At 34.9% G+C, this 17,916-nt stretch carries 2 protein-coding genes; both read right to left on the reverse strand.

Annotation, left to right across the window (positions count from 1 at the left end; genetic code table 11):
• Positions 1-127 precede the first annotated feature (127 nt).
• Entirely contained in the window at positions 128-1,102 is a 975-nt protein-coding gene (locus tag IW18_RS22325; protein ID WP_041520465.1) for a PorP/SprF family type IX secretion system membrane protein, read from the reverse strand.
• A 43-nt stretch (positions 1,103-1,145) separates the two neighbouring features.
• A complete protein-coding gene (locus tag IW18_RS22330) occupies positions 1,146-17,795 on the reverse strand; it encodes a T9SS type B sorting domain-containing protein (RefSeq protein WP_041520418.1) in 16,650 nt (5,549 codons plus the stop codon).
• Positions 17,796-17,916: the final 121 nt, after the last annotated feature.

Consider the following 17,916-nt stretch of genomic DNA (forward strand, 5'->3'; position numbering starts at 1 on the left):
ACAAATATAGAACTTTTACAGTAGTAATAAATTTGAAAAATGTAAAAATAAATGAGCTAAAACTACGAAAACGATGTAAACTATAAAAAAAAACAAATTAACTATTAAAAACGCTAAAAAAGCTTACTTAATCATGAACAGGACCTTGAGTACAAGGACAGTTACTAATTGATTGTAGGAAATCGAATCCAATTGTTATGGAGTGTGTTCCTGTATTATAATTTCCAAGGTTGTTGAACATTACCTGATATGAATATCCAAAATAGAATTTAGATTTCATGAAACCAACCATTGGCCCAACTGATAATGGTTTTGGAAATTGGTCGTTTAGGAAACGATATGAAACTCCAATCCAATAATAATCTTCGTAACGATTGTAACGTCTGTACTTGAAGTTGAAATCGGTTGTTGAACGTTTATCACTTGCAAAATATTGGTAATAAAGAGATGGTTCGTATTCGATACGACTGTTTTCTCCGTCTTTAAATGTATATCCTGTATAAACTTGGTAATTGGAAAGTAAATTAGGCTCTACTCCTCTGTATTTGTCGGTGTTTTTTCTTAAAACGTTGTTGGCATTAAAACTTAGATAAAAACCTTTGTTTCTATATAATGCGCTTATATCAAAGTTATTATTGGCATTATAACGATTATCTGTTACAGAAGGGTCTATAACTGGATGTTCTATTGTTGTATCAAATTCGTTGGTATCTATTTTAAACGTGTTAAAATTATAAGAGATACCAAATGAAAGATATTGCTTTGAATAATAATCTAAAATGATGTGATGCGCAAAGGAAACTTTTGCTCCTGTTTGGCGCGTATAACCGTTTTTATCGTTATAAAGTGATATACCAACTCCTGAACGATCTAAAACCCTGAAATCTGCATAAAGCGACTGATTTTCGGGTGCATCTCTAATACCAACCCATTGTGTAAGTCCGTTGGCTCTAATTCTAAGATTATCTCCAATACCGGCAAAGGCTGGTGAAATAACAAACGGGTTGTCTGCCAAATATTGTGTAAATACTGGTAGGTTTAACTCCTGGCTGTAACTTGTTGTTACAGCCATAAGTACTAAAGATAAAATAAACTTTTTCATTGTGATAATTTTTTTAGACAACATCATATGGGGCTATATTTTGTTATCTGTATAAAGTGAAATGTCCTACAAACTCTCTGTCATCTTTCGCATCATTCAATTTAAGAACATACCAGTAATCTCCTGAAGGTAATTCGGCACCATTGTACCTACCATCCCATTTCTGACCGTAGTGGTACTTAGCGATTACACGACCGTATCTGTCAAAAATAGAGAACTCAAGGTTGTTGTAAATATTTGTACAACCAGGACCCCATGATGTATTTGTTGCACCAGATGGAGTAAAGTAATTATCCAGACAAACATCAACGTAAATTGCTGGTACTACCGTTTCGAAAGTACATCCGTTTTTATCTCTAACTATTACTATATATTTTCCAGATTTGTAGATTTTGTATTTGTTAGAAGATGTAAATGGCTCACCGTTGAAACTATATTCGTACGCTGGTGCTCCACCAGATGCTGTTACTGAAATTATATTCAATTCTGCTTGTCCCGGTGTTTCTACAAGTAATAACGGCTCGTATGCTTTTATGTTAAAACTTGTCGTTGGAACTTTACAACCATTTAAATGTCTAGCCACGATAAAGTGATTACCCGGAGCAACATTTGTAAAAATATTACTTGGTTGGAATGGACCTGTATCACTATCTAGTGCATAATCTACTAGTGAAAGATCTGTATTACTTTGATCAACTGTTACTGTAATCATGTTGGTTTGTGCATTGTTTACACAATCGTAATTGATTTCAAAAGTTGGATTCAAAATAACTGCATTGTCCATCATCACATTTAATGTGCTTATACAAGTAGCATCTTTTATGTATACTGTATGTGAACCACCTTTAAGTTTAGTGAAATCGTAATTTGTACCTGTTACTGGTAAATAAGTTCCGTTTTCGTTATCTAGACTTACACTGTAAGGTGGTTTTCCTCCAAAAATTTCAACACTAAATGATCCATCTTTATCGCCATCGCAAATTTCCTGTAAAATTGGTCCTACTACTTTGGCTCCTAAAAGTGGCGGTTCATTAATTTGAAGATCTAATATTTCGAAACATGAATTTTCATCCTGAACTACAACTTTGTACGCTCCTGGTGCTAAACGATCAAATACAAACTTGTCATCAAACATTCCTAAGTTTGGAGAAATTGCATATTTAATTACGCCTGTTCCTCCTGATGCTGTAATCACGATTTTTCCGTCGTTTGCTGCAAAACAAGATGCATCTGTTGCTACAGAACTAACTGTCAATGCTGTGTTAGGCTCATTAATTGTTATTGGAGCAGAGTCATATTGACAATCTCCACTATCTACACGTACTACATAAGTTCCTTGAGGAAGTAAGTCAAAATAACCTGTTGGTTGTGCTGCTCTTACTACTGTTCCAGAATTATTTAATAATGTATAAATGTAATCACCTAAACCTCCAATTCCAGATGCATCTATTGAAGCTGTTGCACTTCCTTTACAATAAACTTTAGCATCTGATAAGTCTAAGTCCAGACTTAATGGTGTTATTGGATTTACTGTAATGTTACCAGAAATTGCTCCAACGCATCCTTTAGAATCTCTAACGTAATATTGGTGATCTCCTATTGCTACAGCAAATGTTGTAGATGATGCAAATCGACCTAAAACTGTTGTAAAGGCTTGATCTGCGCTATATTCATAAGGAGCTGTTCCACCTATTGCACTTAATGTTAGTGTCGCAGCTGTTTTACATGTAATTCTGCTTTCCATAACTAATGTAGGCTCAACTCTTGCTGGCTCACTAATTACAACGTCTGCACTTGGTTGTGAAGTACAATTAAGTCCGTCAACTACCGTTACAGAATATGTTCCTGCAGCTAAACCAGCGAAAACTGGGCTAGTTTGTGCTTCTGAAGAAATAACTGGATTAAGTGACAGATAATTTAAAATATAAGAATAGTTACTTCCCTGACCTCCTGTTGGAAGATCAACTGTAATTTCTCCACTATTATCTCCGTTACACATTAAAGCACTTACTGTTGCACGAGCTGTAACTACTATTTGATCAGGATTTTTTAATGTTACTGTTGCTGTTTGAATACAACCGTTTACATCTTTTACATTTAGAGTGTAGAATCCAGGTGTTAGGCCTTCAAATAATAGTTGAGACGAATACGCAAAACTTACCGGACCTACTAATTCATATTGTAAATCTCCTGCCCATCCACCTTCTGCAATGGCTAAAATTGTTCCATCGTTACCTGGATTACATGAAATTGGTGTGTGAACTTCTTTCAATGTCAATGCCGATGCTGGCCCTTCGATAAAGAAAGTTGTTTCGACATCACAAGTTGGCTTACCGCTTAATCTTGCTTTAACAGTATATGTTCCTGCTAATAAATTAGAGATATTTATTGTTGCGCCTCCTGAATTTCCAGTAACATTAACTGGACCAGTAATAGTGTAATCAAATGCTCCTGCATCATTAGATGGACTAACTTCGTTGTCTACGATAGTTAAATCAACACTTCCTGTTGCGGTTCCAAAACAAACAACATTATTAACATTACTTGCTACTAAGTCAAATGTATTTGGATCGTTAACATAATGAATCATCGTTAATACACATCCTGTACTAGTATTAGTTACTGTAACTAAATAATTTCCTATCGTTAATCCAGGGAAAGCGCCATTATTATTGGTAACATCATAAGTGCTTCCAGCACTAGTTCCTTTTACGTTGTAGCTCAAGACTGGCATAGGTGTCGTTGTTCCTGTTGTGGTAACATTAACCTGAATATCCTGGTCATTAATACAAGTAATTTCTTTAGTTACTGTAATTGCCGATGGAGTTGCAAAATCGATAGCAACGAATGGTTTTATTGTTGCAGTTGTTGTTCCTAAACAACCATTTGTATCATAAACATTGATTACATAGTTACCTCCTAATAAATCTGGTTCGATATAAACCGGATTATCTCCTCTTTGAACTGGAACAGGGTTTCCGTTTTTCAAAAATTCATAAACTTTATAATCATTAGAACCTCCAGATGGCATTCCCACTGTTATTGTTGCATTATTCGTTTTATTTATTGTTGTACATCCAAAATCTAATACATTAGGATTAGGAACAGTGATTGCCAATGGCTCTTCAACGTCAATAGTTTTGTCAACTGGACAACCTTTTCCTGAAGTTACTGTAACTGTATACGTTCCTTTAGGAAGGTTTGTAAATACATTACCCACTAAAACTACTCCAGTTGGAGAAGGATTAATTGCATACGTATAAACTGGATTATTGTTTACTGTTGCTGTTTGAGTAGCCATATTTACAGTAATACTTCCTGTGCTTCCTCCGTTACAAAGTACTTTTGATGGAGTTAAGCTAAAGTCAATCAGCGTATTTGGAGTTTCAAAAACAACTTCTACATCTTTTGTACAATTTGTTCCGGTATCTCTAACACTAAATGTATAAGTTCCTGGAGTCAAACCGCTGAAAACTGGTGTTGGTTGAGAACTTACCCAATTGTCTTTACTGTATTCATAACTTGGTGTTACTGTACCGCCAGATGGAATCAATGTTACTTCACCTTGATTTCCATTACATGTAGGTTTTCCTGTAATATCATATAATAATTTTAATGGCTCTAAAATATTAACTACTCGGGTAACCTCACATTTGTTCTCGTCGCGAACATATACTGTATGATTTCCTGTAGTTTTTACTACCAAAACATTATTTGTACCCCAGCTGTTTCCGTCTAGGCTATACTCTAGATTTGCAGTAAATCCAGTTGCTATTACAGGAATATCGTAAGTACCTGCTGTACTTGGACATTGTGTAGGTATTGCCGAAGTAATACTTGGCATTGGATCTTGTGAAATATTAACTGTCACATGATCGAAACAACCTTGAGCATCTCTGACATATACATCATAAGAATCGAATGCTGGAGATATTTTACTTGTAGCAATTGCTATAGTTGTAAATGGTTTATAATCTCCACTTGCTGGAATTGTTGGTGGCGTTGTTGTAGGTACATATGTGTACATATATCCTGATGTACCGCCAACAATTGTCGTTTCATCAATAGTAAGAACTGCTTTTAAATCATGACAGTTTTGATTCTTAACGCTTACTTTAAATCCACTTAAATCTAAAGGATCTGGCTCAGTAATAATAACTGCATTTGAAGTTGCAGGGCAACTTGGGAAACCAGTTTCTACAATTCTTACCGTATAATTGTTTCCTTCAAGTAATCCAAAAGGAATGACAAATGGATTAGAAGTAGCAGTATCATGAGAACCTGAAGCTCCAGCTACTGCCGTTGCTCCTTTATAAACTGCATAATCATATGTTCCAGAATAATTTAAGATATTAATTTCAATTGCACCCGAAGCATTACCCTTACAATCTACGTTTGCAAAAGTGCTTGCCACAACTTTTACTTTGTCGAAAACTGGAATTTCGTATGAAGTAGATTTTAAACTACATTTTGTATTATTATCCAAAACTTCAAACTCATAATAACTACCTACTGATAAAGCATCATAAGTAAATGTATTTCCTGTAACTGGAATCGGTCCCGCAATTAATGTACCGTCTTTGTATACATTATAAGTAAACGGATTTGGTAGATTACTTCCACCACTGATGGCCACATTTATTTCTTGTTTATTATTAACACAATCCATGTCAGGACCAAAAAGACCAACAACAGAACTTAATTTAGGCAATGGATCTAGTGCCGTAGTCAATGTTGTTGTTTGTATACAACCTTTTGAGTCTTTTACATAAAACGTTGGATTTTGAATACTTCCATTATCCGTCAACTCAAATGTGTATTTATTGTCTACAGGTACACTATTACTTGCAAAATAACGAATACCGTCTATACTGAAAGTATAAGTACCTGTACCTCCTCCGCCAGTAACAACTGCCGTTGTTTTAGTTGGATTTACAGCACAACTAAATGGTACTGCACTAGCTGTAGCAGTTACTGCAACTGGATCTAATATTTCAACATCCACATTTGCTTCGCAATTTAAGTTTGAGGTAACACTTATATTATATTTTCCAGGAGCTAATCCACTAAATACACTAATACCTTGCGTTTTGGCTGGACCAGCTGGTAACGTTGGTGTAAGCGTATAATTATAACTATCGCTATTATTTACTGGTCTTAAATTTACAGTAATAGTACCGTTGTTATTTGTTCCTTGTGGAGCATTACAATCTACTGGTGTAATATCAATATCTGTTATTAACAAATCTACCGGAGTTGGCGGATTCATAACAACTTCGTTTGTAATTACATAAGAACAATTTCTCGCATCATAAACTACGATTTCATAGTTTCCTGAATCTGTAGACGGAACTGTATAATAAGCAGTGTCTAATCCTGCTGGGAATGCTATTGGTGCAGATACTACGCCAGCAGGATTCTTAACGGTATAAGTATAAGAACCATAACCACCTACAGCGATAATTTTAATAGTTCCATCAACTGTAGTACCTGTACAAAAAATATCTTTCTCGTTTGTTGCTGAAGCAAAAAGTTGAGATTTGATATCTGCTTTTACAGAAACTAAAGATTGACATCCGTAAGCATCTTTTACAAAAACATCATAACTTCCAGGAGATAAATTACTAAAGGTATAAGTATCATCTGGTAAAGGCAAAGTATTACTTGGCAAGAATGTATCACCATTATCAATACTGAAAAGGTAAGGACCTACTCCTAATGAAGCTTTTACTACCAATGTTGCCTTATTTGTACTATCATAACAATAGTCAGATGTTGCAGTAATAGTCGCTATTGGAGGAGTTGGAAGAACTAAAGTAAATGAGTCTGTATCGACACAACCATTAGCATCTTTAACAGATACTCCATAAGGTCCATCAAGTCTAAGGTTTACAAAAATACCATCATTGTTAACGATTGCAGGACCCGATGGAGGTGTAAGTGTATAAACATTATTACCCCATCCGCCTTGAGCGGTAACTGTAACTGAACCATCAGTTGAACAACCTAACGGTGTAACATCTAAAGGATCTAAATTTAAAGAAACTGCTGGCTCTTTTATAATTACAGCAGTTGAAGTTGTATTACAGTTTGGGTAAGCTTGTTCTACAACTTTAACTGTATAATTTGTTCCTTCGCCCAATCCGAATGGAATTATGAACGGATTTGAAGTTGCTGTATCATGAGATCCGGCAGATCCTGCTACAGCAGTTGCTCCATCAAAAACTTCATATGTATATGGTCCTGAATAACCTGATACAGTAATTTGAATACTTCCGTTTTTCTCCAATTTACATTGAACATCTGCAACTGTAGTAGCTACTACATTGATAGCATCAAATAATGGCACGTTGTATAAATTGCTCAAAATTTGGCAACCAGTTACATTATCTGTTATTCTAAATCTATAAGTCGCACCAGCTGTTGTGGCAGGATAGTTAATAGTCAGTGATGTTGAAGATGCCGAAATAAGTGAATATGGAGTAGCGTTTACAGAAACTTCATATTTCAAATTAGTTGGTACTGAACCTCCTACTACAGTAACCTCAATTAACTCTTGATTGTTTAAACAATCAATTTGAGAACCTGGAAGAATAGATCTTTTCGCAATTGCAGATATTAATTTTGGTAACGGTTGCAATGCTGTTGTCAGAGTTGTTGTTTGTACACATCCATTTGAATCTTTTAACCAATAAGTCGGATTTTGCACGCTTCCTGTATCTCCTATTTCAAAAGTATATTTATTATCTGCTGGTGTACTGTTACTTGGAAAGTAGTCTGTTCCATTTTTACTAAAATTATAACTTCCGGTACCACCTAAACCTGTCACAACAACTTTAGTTATAGCTGGATCTATTGCACAACTAAATGGTGTTGCAACTGCACTAGCGACAACTGCAAGTGGAGCTGGTACATTTACACGTACTGTATTATCACAACCTCTTCCAGATTTAACAGTTACATCATAATCTCCTGCACTTAATCCTGTAAATACATTATTATTAACTTGTGTTTTGGTACCTACTGCTGGTAAAACAGCTGTTATTGTATACGTATAATCAGGGTTATTATTACTAGTTTTTAAATTTACAGTAAGTGTTCCGTTATCACTTGTTCCTTGTGCACCAGTACAATCTACAGGAGTAGTACTTATATCTGTTGCTTCCAAATCTACAAGTGTTGGAAGTACTAAATCAACAGTCGTTGATCTTGTACATGTTGTAGTAAGATCTTTAACTGTAATCTTATAATTTCCTGCTCCAATGCCTACAAATTTAGGGTCATTGTTTTGTACAATATTTGTAATCGCAGGCAATGAAGTCTTTTCTAAAGTATATTCTAAATTGTTTGGCAAAGCACCTCCTGTCACAACAGCAGTAATTTCACCTTTTGTATCCTCACAGTTAGGAGGAGTTGTGAAGCTTGCTTTGATAGTAAGAGGCTCAGCAATAAAAGGTAAATTTACTGTGTTACCACATCCGTTAAAATCTTTAATCTTTATAGTATGATTTCCTGACGAAAGATTTGGAATAGAGAATTTAGCCGAAGGTATTTGAACAAATCCTGTATTGTCTAAATTATAATAATGAGTACCAATACCTGTTGTTGTTAACTCAACATCGATAGCAAAAGAACCTTCATTAGCACAAAAACTGTTTACTACAGCAGTTATAAAAGGTTCTGCATCTAATTTTACTTCTACAAATGCATTCTGAATACAACCATTTGCATCTCTTACATACACGATATAATGACCAAATTCTTTATTGAAAGTATTACTAGTTTGAGTAGCTACATCAAACGCTGTCGTGAAAGTTGTTTCATCTGTAGGATCCGGATCTGCAGCGTCAATTGCTCCTAATGTGCCTGTATCAGGATAAATTTGATACAAATAAGGATGCGCTGTTATCCCTAATGCTACATCTGCAGCTCTAACAGTTCCTCCTTTAGCAAATGCTTCAACTAAACCTTTATTCAATCCGCAATTATCATTTACATTAGATTTAGCCTCTAGCCCTAATGGAACAACAGATTGCGATATTGTAAATGGTTTTGATGAATTTATACAAACCGTAGTTCCCGCAAGATCTTGTTCTGTAAATAAAATATAATAAGTACCTGGTTTAAGAGGTCCTACGTTATTTGCACCTTTAAGTGGTAAAACCACCGTTCCGCTTACCGCTGGAGAAACCAACGTATTGGTTAGCGAATTGTAAATTTCATATTTAACTTTTTCTGTACCAGCTTGCACTTTATCAAAAGTGAAGGAAACATTTCCATTCCCCAATCCTGTACACGTTACATTTGCTGATTTTACATCACTTTCTAATGTAGATGCTGTTTCTGTAGCAACTTCTGCCTGTTTGAAGTAATAACATTTCGTTGTATCATCATAAACAATAAACGAATAGATTACCCCCGGATTTAGATTATTAAACGTTGATTGTAATAAAAGTGGATCTCCTGGTAAGGCTGGAGGAGCAACAGCATCTGCTTTTTGATATAATGCAGAATATGTTGCATAATCATATTTATTTGGATCTAATGGATCTAATGGATATTTGGCAAAATAATAAGGCCCACCAGCTATTTTTGGTTTAGCCGTTACGATTAGGCTTGCAGTGGTACATGATGGAGTTCCAGGTGCCACTACAATCTCCATTTCATCTACTGGAGATGCCATGTTTACTTTCTTTGTAACTGAACAACCATTTATATCAGAAACTGTTAATTCGTAAGAACCAAAATTTAAGATTTGAAATGTGTGGTTTTCATTTCCAGTAGCATTATAAACTTGAGTTGGGCTGGTGTTACTTGTCAAAGTATAAACATAACCTGATGCCGCAGGAGCAGCGTTCTTCGAACCTCCTGTTAATAATGTTACTGCAATAGAACCAAAAGTAGTACCTGTAGTACCACCAATACACGTAATTTGAGTATCAACTAATTTAAAATCAATTTTAGTTGGTTCTTCAATTTTAGCGATTTCATCTGAAAAACAACCTTTACTATCTGTAACTCTAATTTTATAGTCTCCTGCTGGTAATCCAGTTGTTTTTGAGCCATAATCAACATCAGCAGTTGCAGGAACTAAAGCCGAATTGTCTTTTACAACCTTTGTAACATAAGGACCTATTCCTTTACTTTGATCAATGGCTACAGTTATAGAACCTCTTGCATCTCCATTACATAAAATAGTAGAGTTTGGAGTAGCTGTAAATACAGGTTTTGTTTTTGCTGCTACATTTACTGTAGAAGTTAGACTACACTTAGTGGTAGAAGCATCTTTTAAAGTAAATATATAAGTGGTGTTTAACGATGCATTTGCAGCATCTGGATCTGTGTACAAAAATGTTGTCCCTATTACCGTTCTAACAGTTGCATCTAACACACCATTTGTAGTTACAGTATACGTATAAGGTGTTTTTCCTCCTGAAACTGTACCTTTAATTTCGGTATTCTGACCATTACAATCTGCTGCTATATTCAAATCAGCATTAAATTTTAATTCTGTTTCAATCGTTTGTGCAGCTAATGTTAAAATACAACCTGTAGTAATATCTTTTACCTTTACAATATAAGAACCTGGATTTAAATTACTAAAAGTACCGCTTACCTGATAATTTCCATCATTTATATTATATCTGTACGATGGCGACGTAGCAGCTGGAGTTACAACTATTTCTGCTTTTCCAGTTTCATCAAAACACAAATCTGAAGCAACCAGATCAATACTTGCATCTGGTTGTACTGGTGCATCAACATCAAAAGTATCTGTAATAGTACATCCTGTTCCACTTAAATCTGTAACAGAGATACCGTACGTTCCTGACTGAGTCAAATTGTTAAATGTTGAATTCGATTGCGGTCCTACTTTAGTACCATTTGGCAATGTAAGTGTGTATCTGTTATTACCCCATCCACCAACAGTATTGATAACTACTTTACCATTATTAGGCGAACAAGTAATAGCTGTTATTGTAGGTAATATAAATGCAAGTTTTACTGTCGCTTCTTTTACTCCTATGGTTTTTGAAGCTGTACATTTAGTTCCCGGGTTTGTAATTGTAATAGTATAAGTTTCTGCCGGTAAACCTGTATAATCGATCACATTTAATGTTTGGGTAGATTGAATTATAGGTACAAGTACGTTTGCACTATTTCTAAGCTCATATGAAAATGCTCCAGAATTACCTGAAACTGTAAAGGTAAGTTTACCATCAGATGATCCTTGACAAACTACATTCGAAACTAATGAACCGTCTACCAAAACTGGTAATGGTTTATCAATTGTAAATTCTCCCTCAGTGGTACATTTATTATTATCGGTAACTTTAAAATAGTATTTACCTGGTGCCAAACCATTAAAAGTATGATCCTGCGTAAGAATATTAGTTGCTACTGGAGTTGGTGGTGTAACTGCTGCATCTGTATCTGTTATTTCAAATTTAAATGGAGGAACACCTTTATCTACTTTTACTGTTAAACTAGTTTTATCAGAACCCGGCGCACAAGTAACCGCTACTGGTGCATCAAATGTCATGTTCTGTGGTGCATCTAATGCCTTAATATCTGGCGAATCAACCACGGTAAATGGACAGTTATTGGCATCATATACCACAACACTAACAGGACCTGAAGTAGTTGTTGTATACGTATTTGAACTTACAGCTGGTAATACACCATTATAACTGTATAAATATTTATTAGGACCCGTAAATGGCGTTCCTGGTTTATCAATTGTTACAGTAATTGTTGCCGATTGTGGTGCATTTAAAGCTCCACAAGTTAATGGAATTGTAACATCTGCATGAGCTGTTAATTCTGTTGGATTCGTTAGTGTTTTTGAAACTACAACAAAACATTTTTTAGAGTCAGTAACTCTAATCCAATAAGTTCCGGCACCAACATTACTAAGTTTATTTGTTAGCATTGTACTAAAACCAGTTGTTGCAGAAGTAGTTGAAACTTCATAAGAATAAGGCGATAGACCTAAACTTGCCGTTACTACAATTGAACCATCAGTTCCGTTATAACACTTAGGATTTGTTGGTGTAGCAATAGCCGTAGGTGTTTCTTTTACATTAATTACTCTCGAAACAATAGTAGTACAACCTTTTTTATCTGTAATTTCAAAATAATGAGTTCCAGAAGCTCCAGTATCGAAAGTAAATTTATTTGATCCTGCAGCAACATCAGTATATGCTTCTGTTGTAAAAACTCCTGATGTATTATGTCTGTATTTATAATCCGGATATCCGTCTAGAATTGTTACCTCAATTGATGCATCCGAAGAAGCTGGCGCTACATCACAATCTAGATCTGCAAGTAATTTAGTTGAAGCTGAAATTGGAATAGCAATAATTTCTTCATCTAAATCTATAAAACATCCCGTAGATGTGTCTGTAACTCTAATCGTATATTTTCCAGGTGTTAATCCTGAGAAAGTTCCATCAGCTTTTGCTGTACCTTTGTTAATGCTATACGTGTAATTTGTTTGTGTATTAGGATTTACTTTTAAAGTTGCTCCACTTCCACCAGCACAGTAAACCGAAGATCCATCAATACTTGCTATTGGTTTTACTTCAGGGTTAATTGTAAAATCTGTACCAGCTACATTACATCCTGTACCATCGGTCACAGAAACACTATAAGTTCCTGCCACTAAGTTTTTAAACAGATTGTCATTCGTTTGATTAATTGCTGTTCCAACAACTGGTGTTTTTTGTGTAACAGTGTATGTATAAGTTCCTGATCCTCCTACAGCATTAATTTTTGCTGTTCCTAAAACCTTACAGGTAACATGTGTAAGATCTGACGGATTTAATTTTAATGCAGATGCCGGGCCTGCTACTGTTACCTTTTCTATAACTATACATTTTGTAACTGAATTTGTAACGGCAATAGTATGTAAACCTGCACCTAATCCAGAAACAGTAATATCAAAAGGATCGGTAGTCGAAGTACCCGATCCTGTTATTGGTGGTGTTGTATCTACTGAATATGAGTAACTTGTACCTACAGCAATTCCGCTAACCGTAAATGTAGCAGAACCATCAGAAGCGCCAAAACATTTTATACTAGTTGGAGTACCTACTACTGTAAAGACTTTAGGCAAATCAATTAAATGCGTTTTTTCAAACGTACATTTATTAGCATCTCTTACTTCAAATTTATAAGTAATATCAGCTTTGATATTATCGAATACGTTACTTAGTTGGAATGGTGTCGCGGTTGGCGAAACAATTCTATATTCTAAACCTGTAGTTGAAACAGGAACATTAGCAGCGTTCACCACATTTGTAATTGTAACACTTCCTGTATTATTTGGACAGGTAGCATCAGTCGTTGTAGTGATCGTCATTCCTTTTGGAGGATTCAAATCTACAATAGTCAATTTTGGTGTTGTTGTAAATGTACATGAATTACTATCCGTAATAGTTACCGTGTAATCTCCTGCTACAGAAATATTATTAAAAACCTTTGTAGGCTGAGTAATTAATGCAACTCCATCTCTATTCAAAGTGTACTTGTAAACACCATTTCCACCTGTTACTACAGCACCTACGGTTATTGTTGCAGGGTCTAGACAAGTGTAAGCAGTTGTTATTGTTGCAGTACCACTAATTGGATTTGGCGCCACTAAAGTGACTTTTATACTTTTTGTACATCTATTGTCGTCTTTTACATAAAAAGTATATTCTACTCCTGCACTAAGACCTGTATAATATGAAGTATCATCATAAAAAATTCCATCTCTACTGTAAGTAAATTTGCCAGTTCCTCCACCTGGTTTCAATAATATTGTTCCGTCTGAAGAACCACTACATTTTGGATTTACATCTGTTGAAGATAATGTAATAGGAACTAATGCATTAATTTTAGCATCACTAGTTGTTGTACAATTATTTCCATCTTTTATTGTAAAAGTATAATCACCAGACACTGCTGTTGTGTATGTAAAGGTATTTCCTGTTATAGTAGGTGGCACCAAAGTTCCTGTTTTATCTCCAGTAGTAATTGTTACTGAAAATGGTGCTTTACCGCCTTCGATTGTTCCTGTAATTACTGCAAGATTTGCTGGTGCAGGATCACAATCAAGTGGACTTGTAACTGGAGTTGCTGCAAGTAATTGAGCGGTTATGACTTGAGTAACTGGATCTACAGAGGTACATCCATAACTATCTGTAACTAAAAATTCGTAAGTTCCTTCGTTTAAAGCTTTATAAGTAAAATTAGGTCCGGTAAATGTTGCGCTTGGTCCGCTTGGTGTACCTCCATTATATCTTACAGTATAGGTATAGTCTGGTACTCCATCTGTAACTTTTATTGTAATATTTGTTCCTGTATTTTTATCAAAACAAACACTTGACGGAACAATTTCTAATTTTGGTTTAACTGGGGCAACAATATCTACAGATGCCAAAACTTCTGTCTGACATTCATTTAAATCTTTGGCTACAACTTTATAATTTCCCGTTTTTTTAATATCAAGAAATGTATCAGAATCTTGAAAAGCTTTTACAACTGTTACACCATCCGTTTCTCTTAATTCATATTGATAACCAGGAGTTCCATCACTAGCTTTAGCCTTAATAATTGCTCCACCAGAACATTTTAATACTTGATCTACCCAAGCATCTACTTTTAATTTTTTTGGAGATTTAATTTCCTGCGCTACCGGAAAAACACAGCTACCAGCTTTATCATCATAACGAATACTTATGTTATAAATTTTACTTGGTAAATTTTTCAAAGTTATACTACCACTTGTAGCAGCTGGAACCGGAATTACTGTTTGCCATCCAGCAGGATCTCCTGTTACTAAATATTGGAATCCTTTTGTCGCATCAAAATTTTTGGCAGATAATGTAATTTCTCCATTTTGCTCACCACTACATCTTACATCTTTGTATCCTGTAATACCCGCAGAGAAAGCCTTACTTCCATCAACAAATATTGGAAAATTAGCTACAGTGTTACATGCTTTTGGCATTTGAGTAACAACTAAATCATCAACTGCAAAGTCAATACCATTTACCTGAGATAGCTCTAATCGCAGTACAAAATCCAAACTCGTATTATTACCTGGATCAATAGTTCTTGTATACGGTACCCAACCTTCTGTTTTTGGTATTTTACCTGTAGATTGGGACGATAATGCTACTCCAGAACCATTTTGTAATTCGACAGTAAGTGAAGCATCTGGTTGAGTATTAGTTTTTATAAGTAAATTGGTAGCAACAAAGGTAACTTTGATTGGTACATTTGGAATAATGTCGTTAATGGTTTTTCTATAAAGAACGGCATTATTAGGGATTGCATTTCCTGCATCGACTGCCAAAAACCTTCCGTTTGAGTTCGTCCCTTTGCTCGTATTATCTTTAGGACTCCACCATCCACCGTAAGGATTGTTTTTTAATGAATTGGTAACTGTATATTCCCCATTACCAAATAACTTATTGTTATTACATTTTGTTGCTTCTACCTGTCTTTCCCAACAAAAATTAGGATTAATTCCAGGTGAGCTAACGTCTGGTCCTGAACCAAAAGTTTCGTTTAGCAAAACACTTTCAGTAGGAACACTTACTACATTATAGCTTACTGATATGGTATGATCTCCTTGTGGTACGTTTTTAAAAATATTTGTTGGTGTACTAGTATTAAGAACACCATCCATAAAATAATCATAAGTAAATTGAGGACTTCCACTTCCGCTATTTGTAACGGTTACAGTAGTTGTTGCCGATCCATCGCAATTAAAAACCGGATCATCAACCTTTATTGTTGGTGCATCAGGTTTTGTTAATAATGTTATCGCTGGTAATGGAATTTCGCATTTTGCATCTTTGATATAAAATACATGTTTTCCCGGATCAACATAAGCTTCTTTGTCGGTTGTCCAAGTTTTTCTATCATCATAACTATATTGATAAGGCCCATTAACTCCTGTAATAGGAACTCCACCTTCAGCATTCGTAATTCTAACTTTTCCCTGAAGTGTGTTTGGTGCAATACCACAACCAGATAATTCTGCAACTCCCACAGATGCTGTCAAAGCAGTTGTTAGTCCTATTGCAATAGGAAAATCTGGATCTGTACATGTAGTACCTGATTTAGTATACTTAACACTTACAATATAATTTTCAGGAGGAACATTACTATAATCCCTATTTCCTGTAATACCTGTAAGCGCCATTTTGTCATAAGTTAATAACGTATAGCTGTTTTCTCCAAGTAATCTGGTTTCAATAGTATATCCTTTATTATCCGTAACATTGATCGTAATTTTTCCATTAGGATTAGCACAATCTCCATCTGTTTTACTAACCGTATAAGTAGGTTTATTTACATCAGGAACAGGAATTGTTTTTTCGACAGCACAACCATTTGCATCTTCAATACGAATTAAATAACTTCCTGAAAGAACTGTTGTTATAACATTATTAGCATTTTGAAAAAATGGCGCACTATTTATACTTACTAAATATCTGTAAGGGGTTGTTCCTCCTCCGGTACCAACAGTAATAGTCCCCGGATTACATGGAGACAATGCTTTAGTAATTACAGGATTCGATGTTAATTGTGCAGGTGCATTTGGTATAATTACACTCGTTTTATTATCAACTACACATTTTGTTTCTTGAATCACGGTTTCAACTCTGTAGGTACCAGGATCTAGATCTTTAAATGTGTATTCTAATTCCTTACCTACTTCTACATCATAAAATGCTAAACGAGTTGTACTACTTGCTGGCTTATATACATTAAAAGTGTAGGCTTTGCTATTATCGTTTTTAATTACTTTTATACTTCCTTTTCCATTAAAACATCTTGGCGCAACCACTTCTGTAGTGACTGCTAATGTTACACTTTTAATATCTTGATTTAAAACCTTAAATTCACATGAACCAACTACATCTTTTATTCTAATAAATGCTGTGTAATTACCCGGAGTCATTGTTGTAAAAGTATTGTTTACATCCCAACTTCCTGGAGCTCCTGTTGTAGTAAAACTATATTCATATCCGCTTCCAAATCCACCAACAGTGATTTTACCGGGAATTTGGCAAGTTCCGCTGGCATTTTTAATAATATCGCTTTTGGTAATAGCGGTAGGTATTAAAGTATTTTGATAAACATTAAAATAAAAAGTATAAGGATTTCCAGCATTGTCTATGATCTTAATTCTAAATTGACCTGCTGAATTTGCCAAATAATCTTTTCCTTCGGCTACTTTTACCCAACACGATGGCGATGCATTATCGTTAGCACAATCACTATTTGAAACTGTTACACAACTACCTCCGGATATAAATCTTTCCCAAATAATAGATTTCGCATCTGTTATTTTAGTATCGATTGGGCGAGAATCATTTCCTCCACACAAGAATAATTTTGGCAATTTTTTTCCATCATTTGGACATTCTGCTACTTGTCCCGCATAAGGTAATTGTGCATATGGAATTACTGGATTTTCAAGTACTGCAGCACTACTAACTTTATTTGTGTCATCATTAGTATAAGTACCAAACTGCTCATTTGATGCAAAACTGCCCATTAAAAACTTTTCGGTTCTTAATCCTTGGTTAGTCCTGTCAACATTTGACACCAAATTTTGAGAGTAGGAAATAATGCTCTGCAAGAAAATCAAAGACATTAATCCAAATTTTAGAATAGTAGGGTTTTTCATAACAATCACTTTTTAGCTTCATTCTATACTTTAAGGGGCTTTAAAGCATAGAATTTTCGGCTTTTTTAAATATTTATCTTATAGGCATTTTTTAAAAAAATGCCTTTTATTTTATTATATA

The organism is Flavobacterium hibernum (assembly GCF_000832125.1).
GTDB classification, from domain to species: Bacteria; Bacteroidota; Bacteroidia; order Flavobacteriales; family Flavobacteriaceae; genus Flavobacterium; species Flavobacterium hibernum.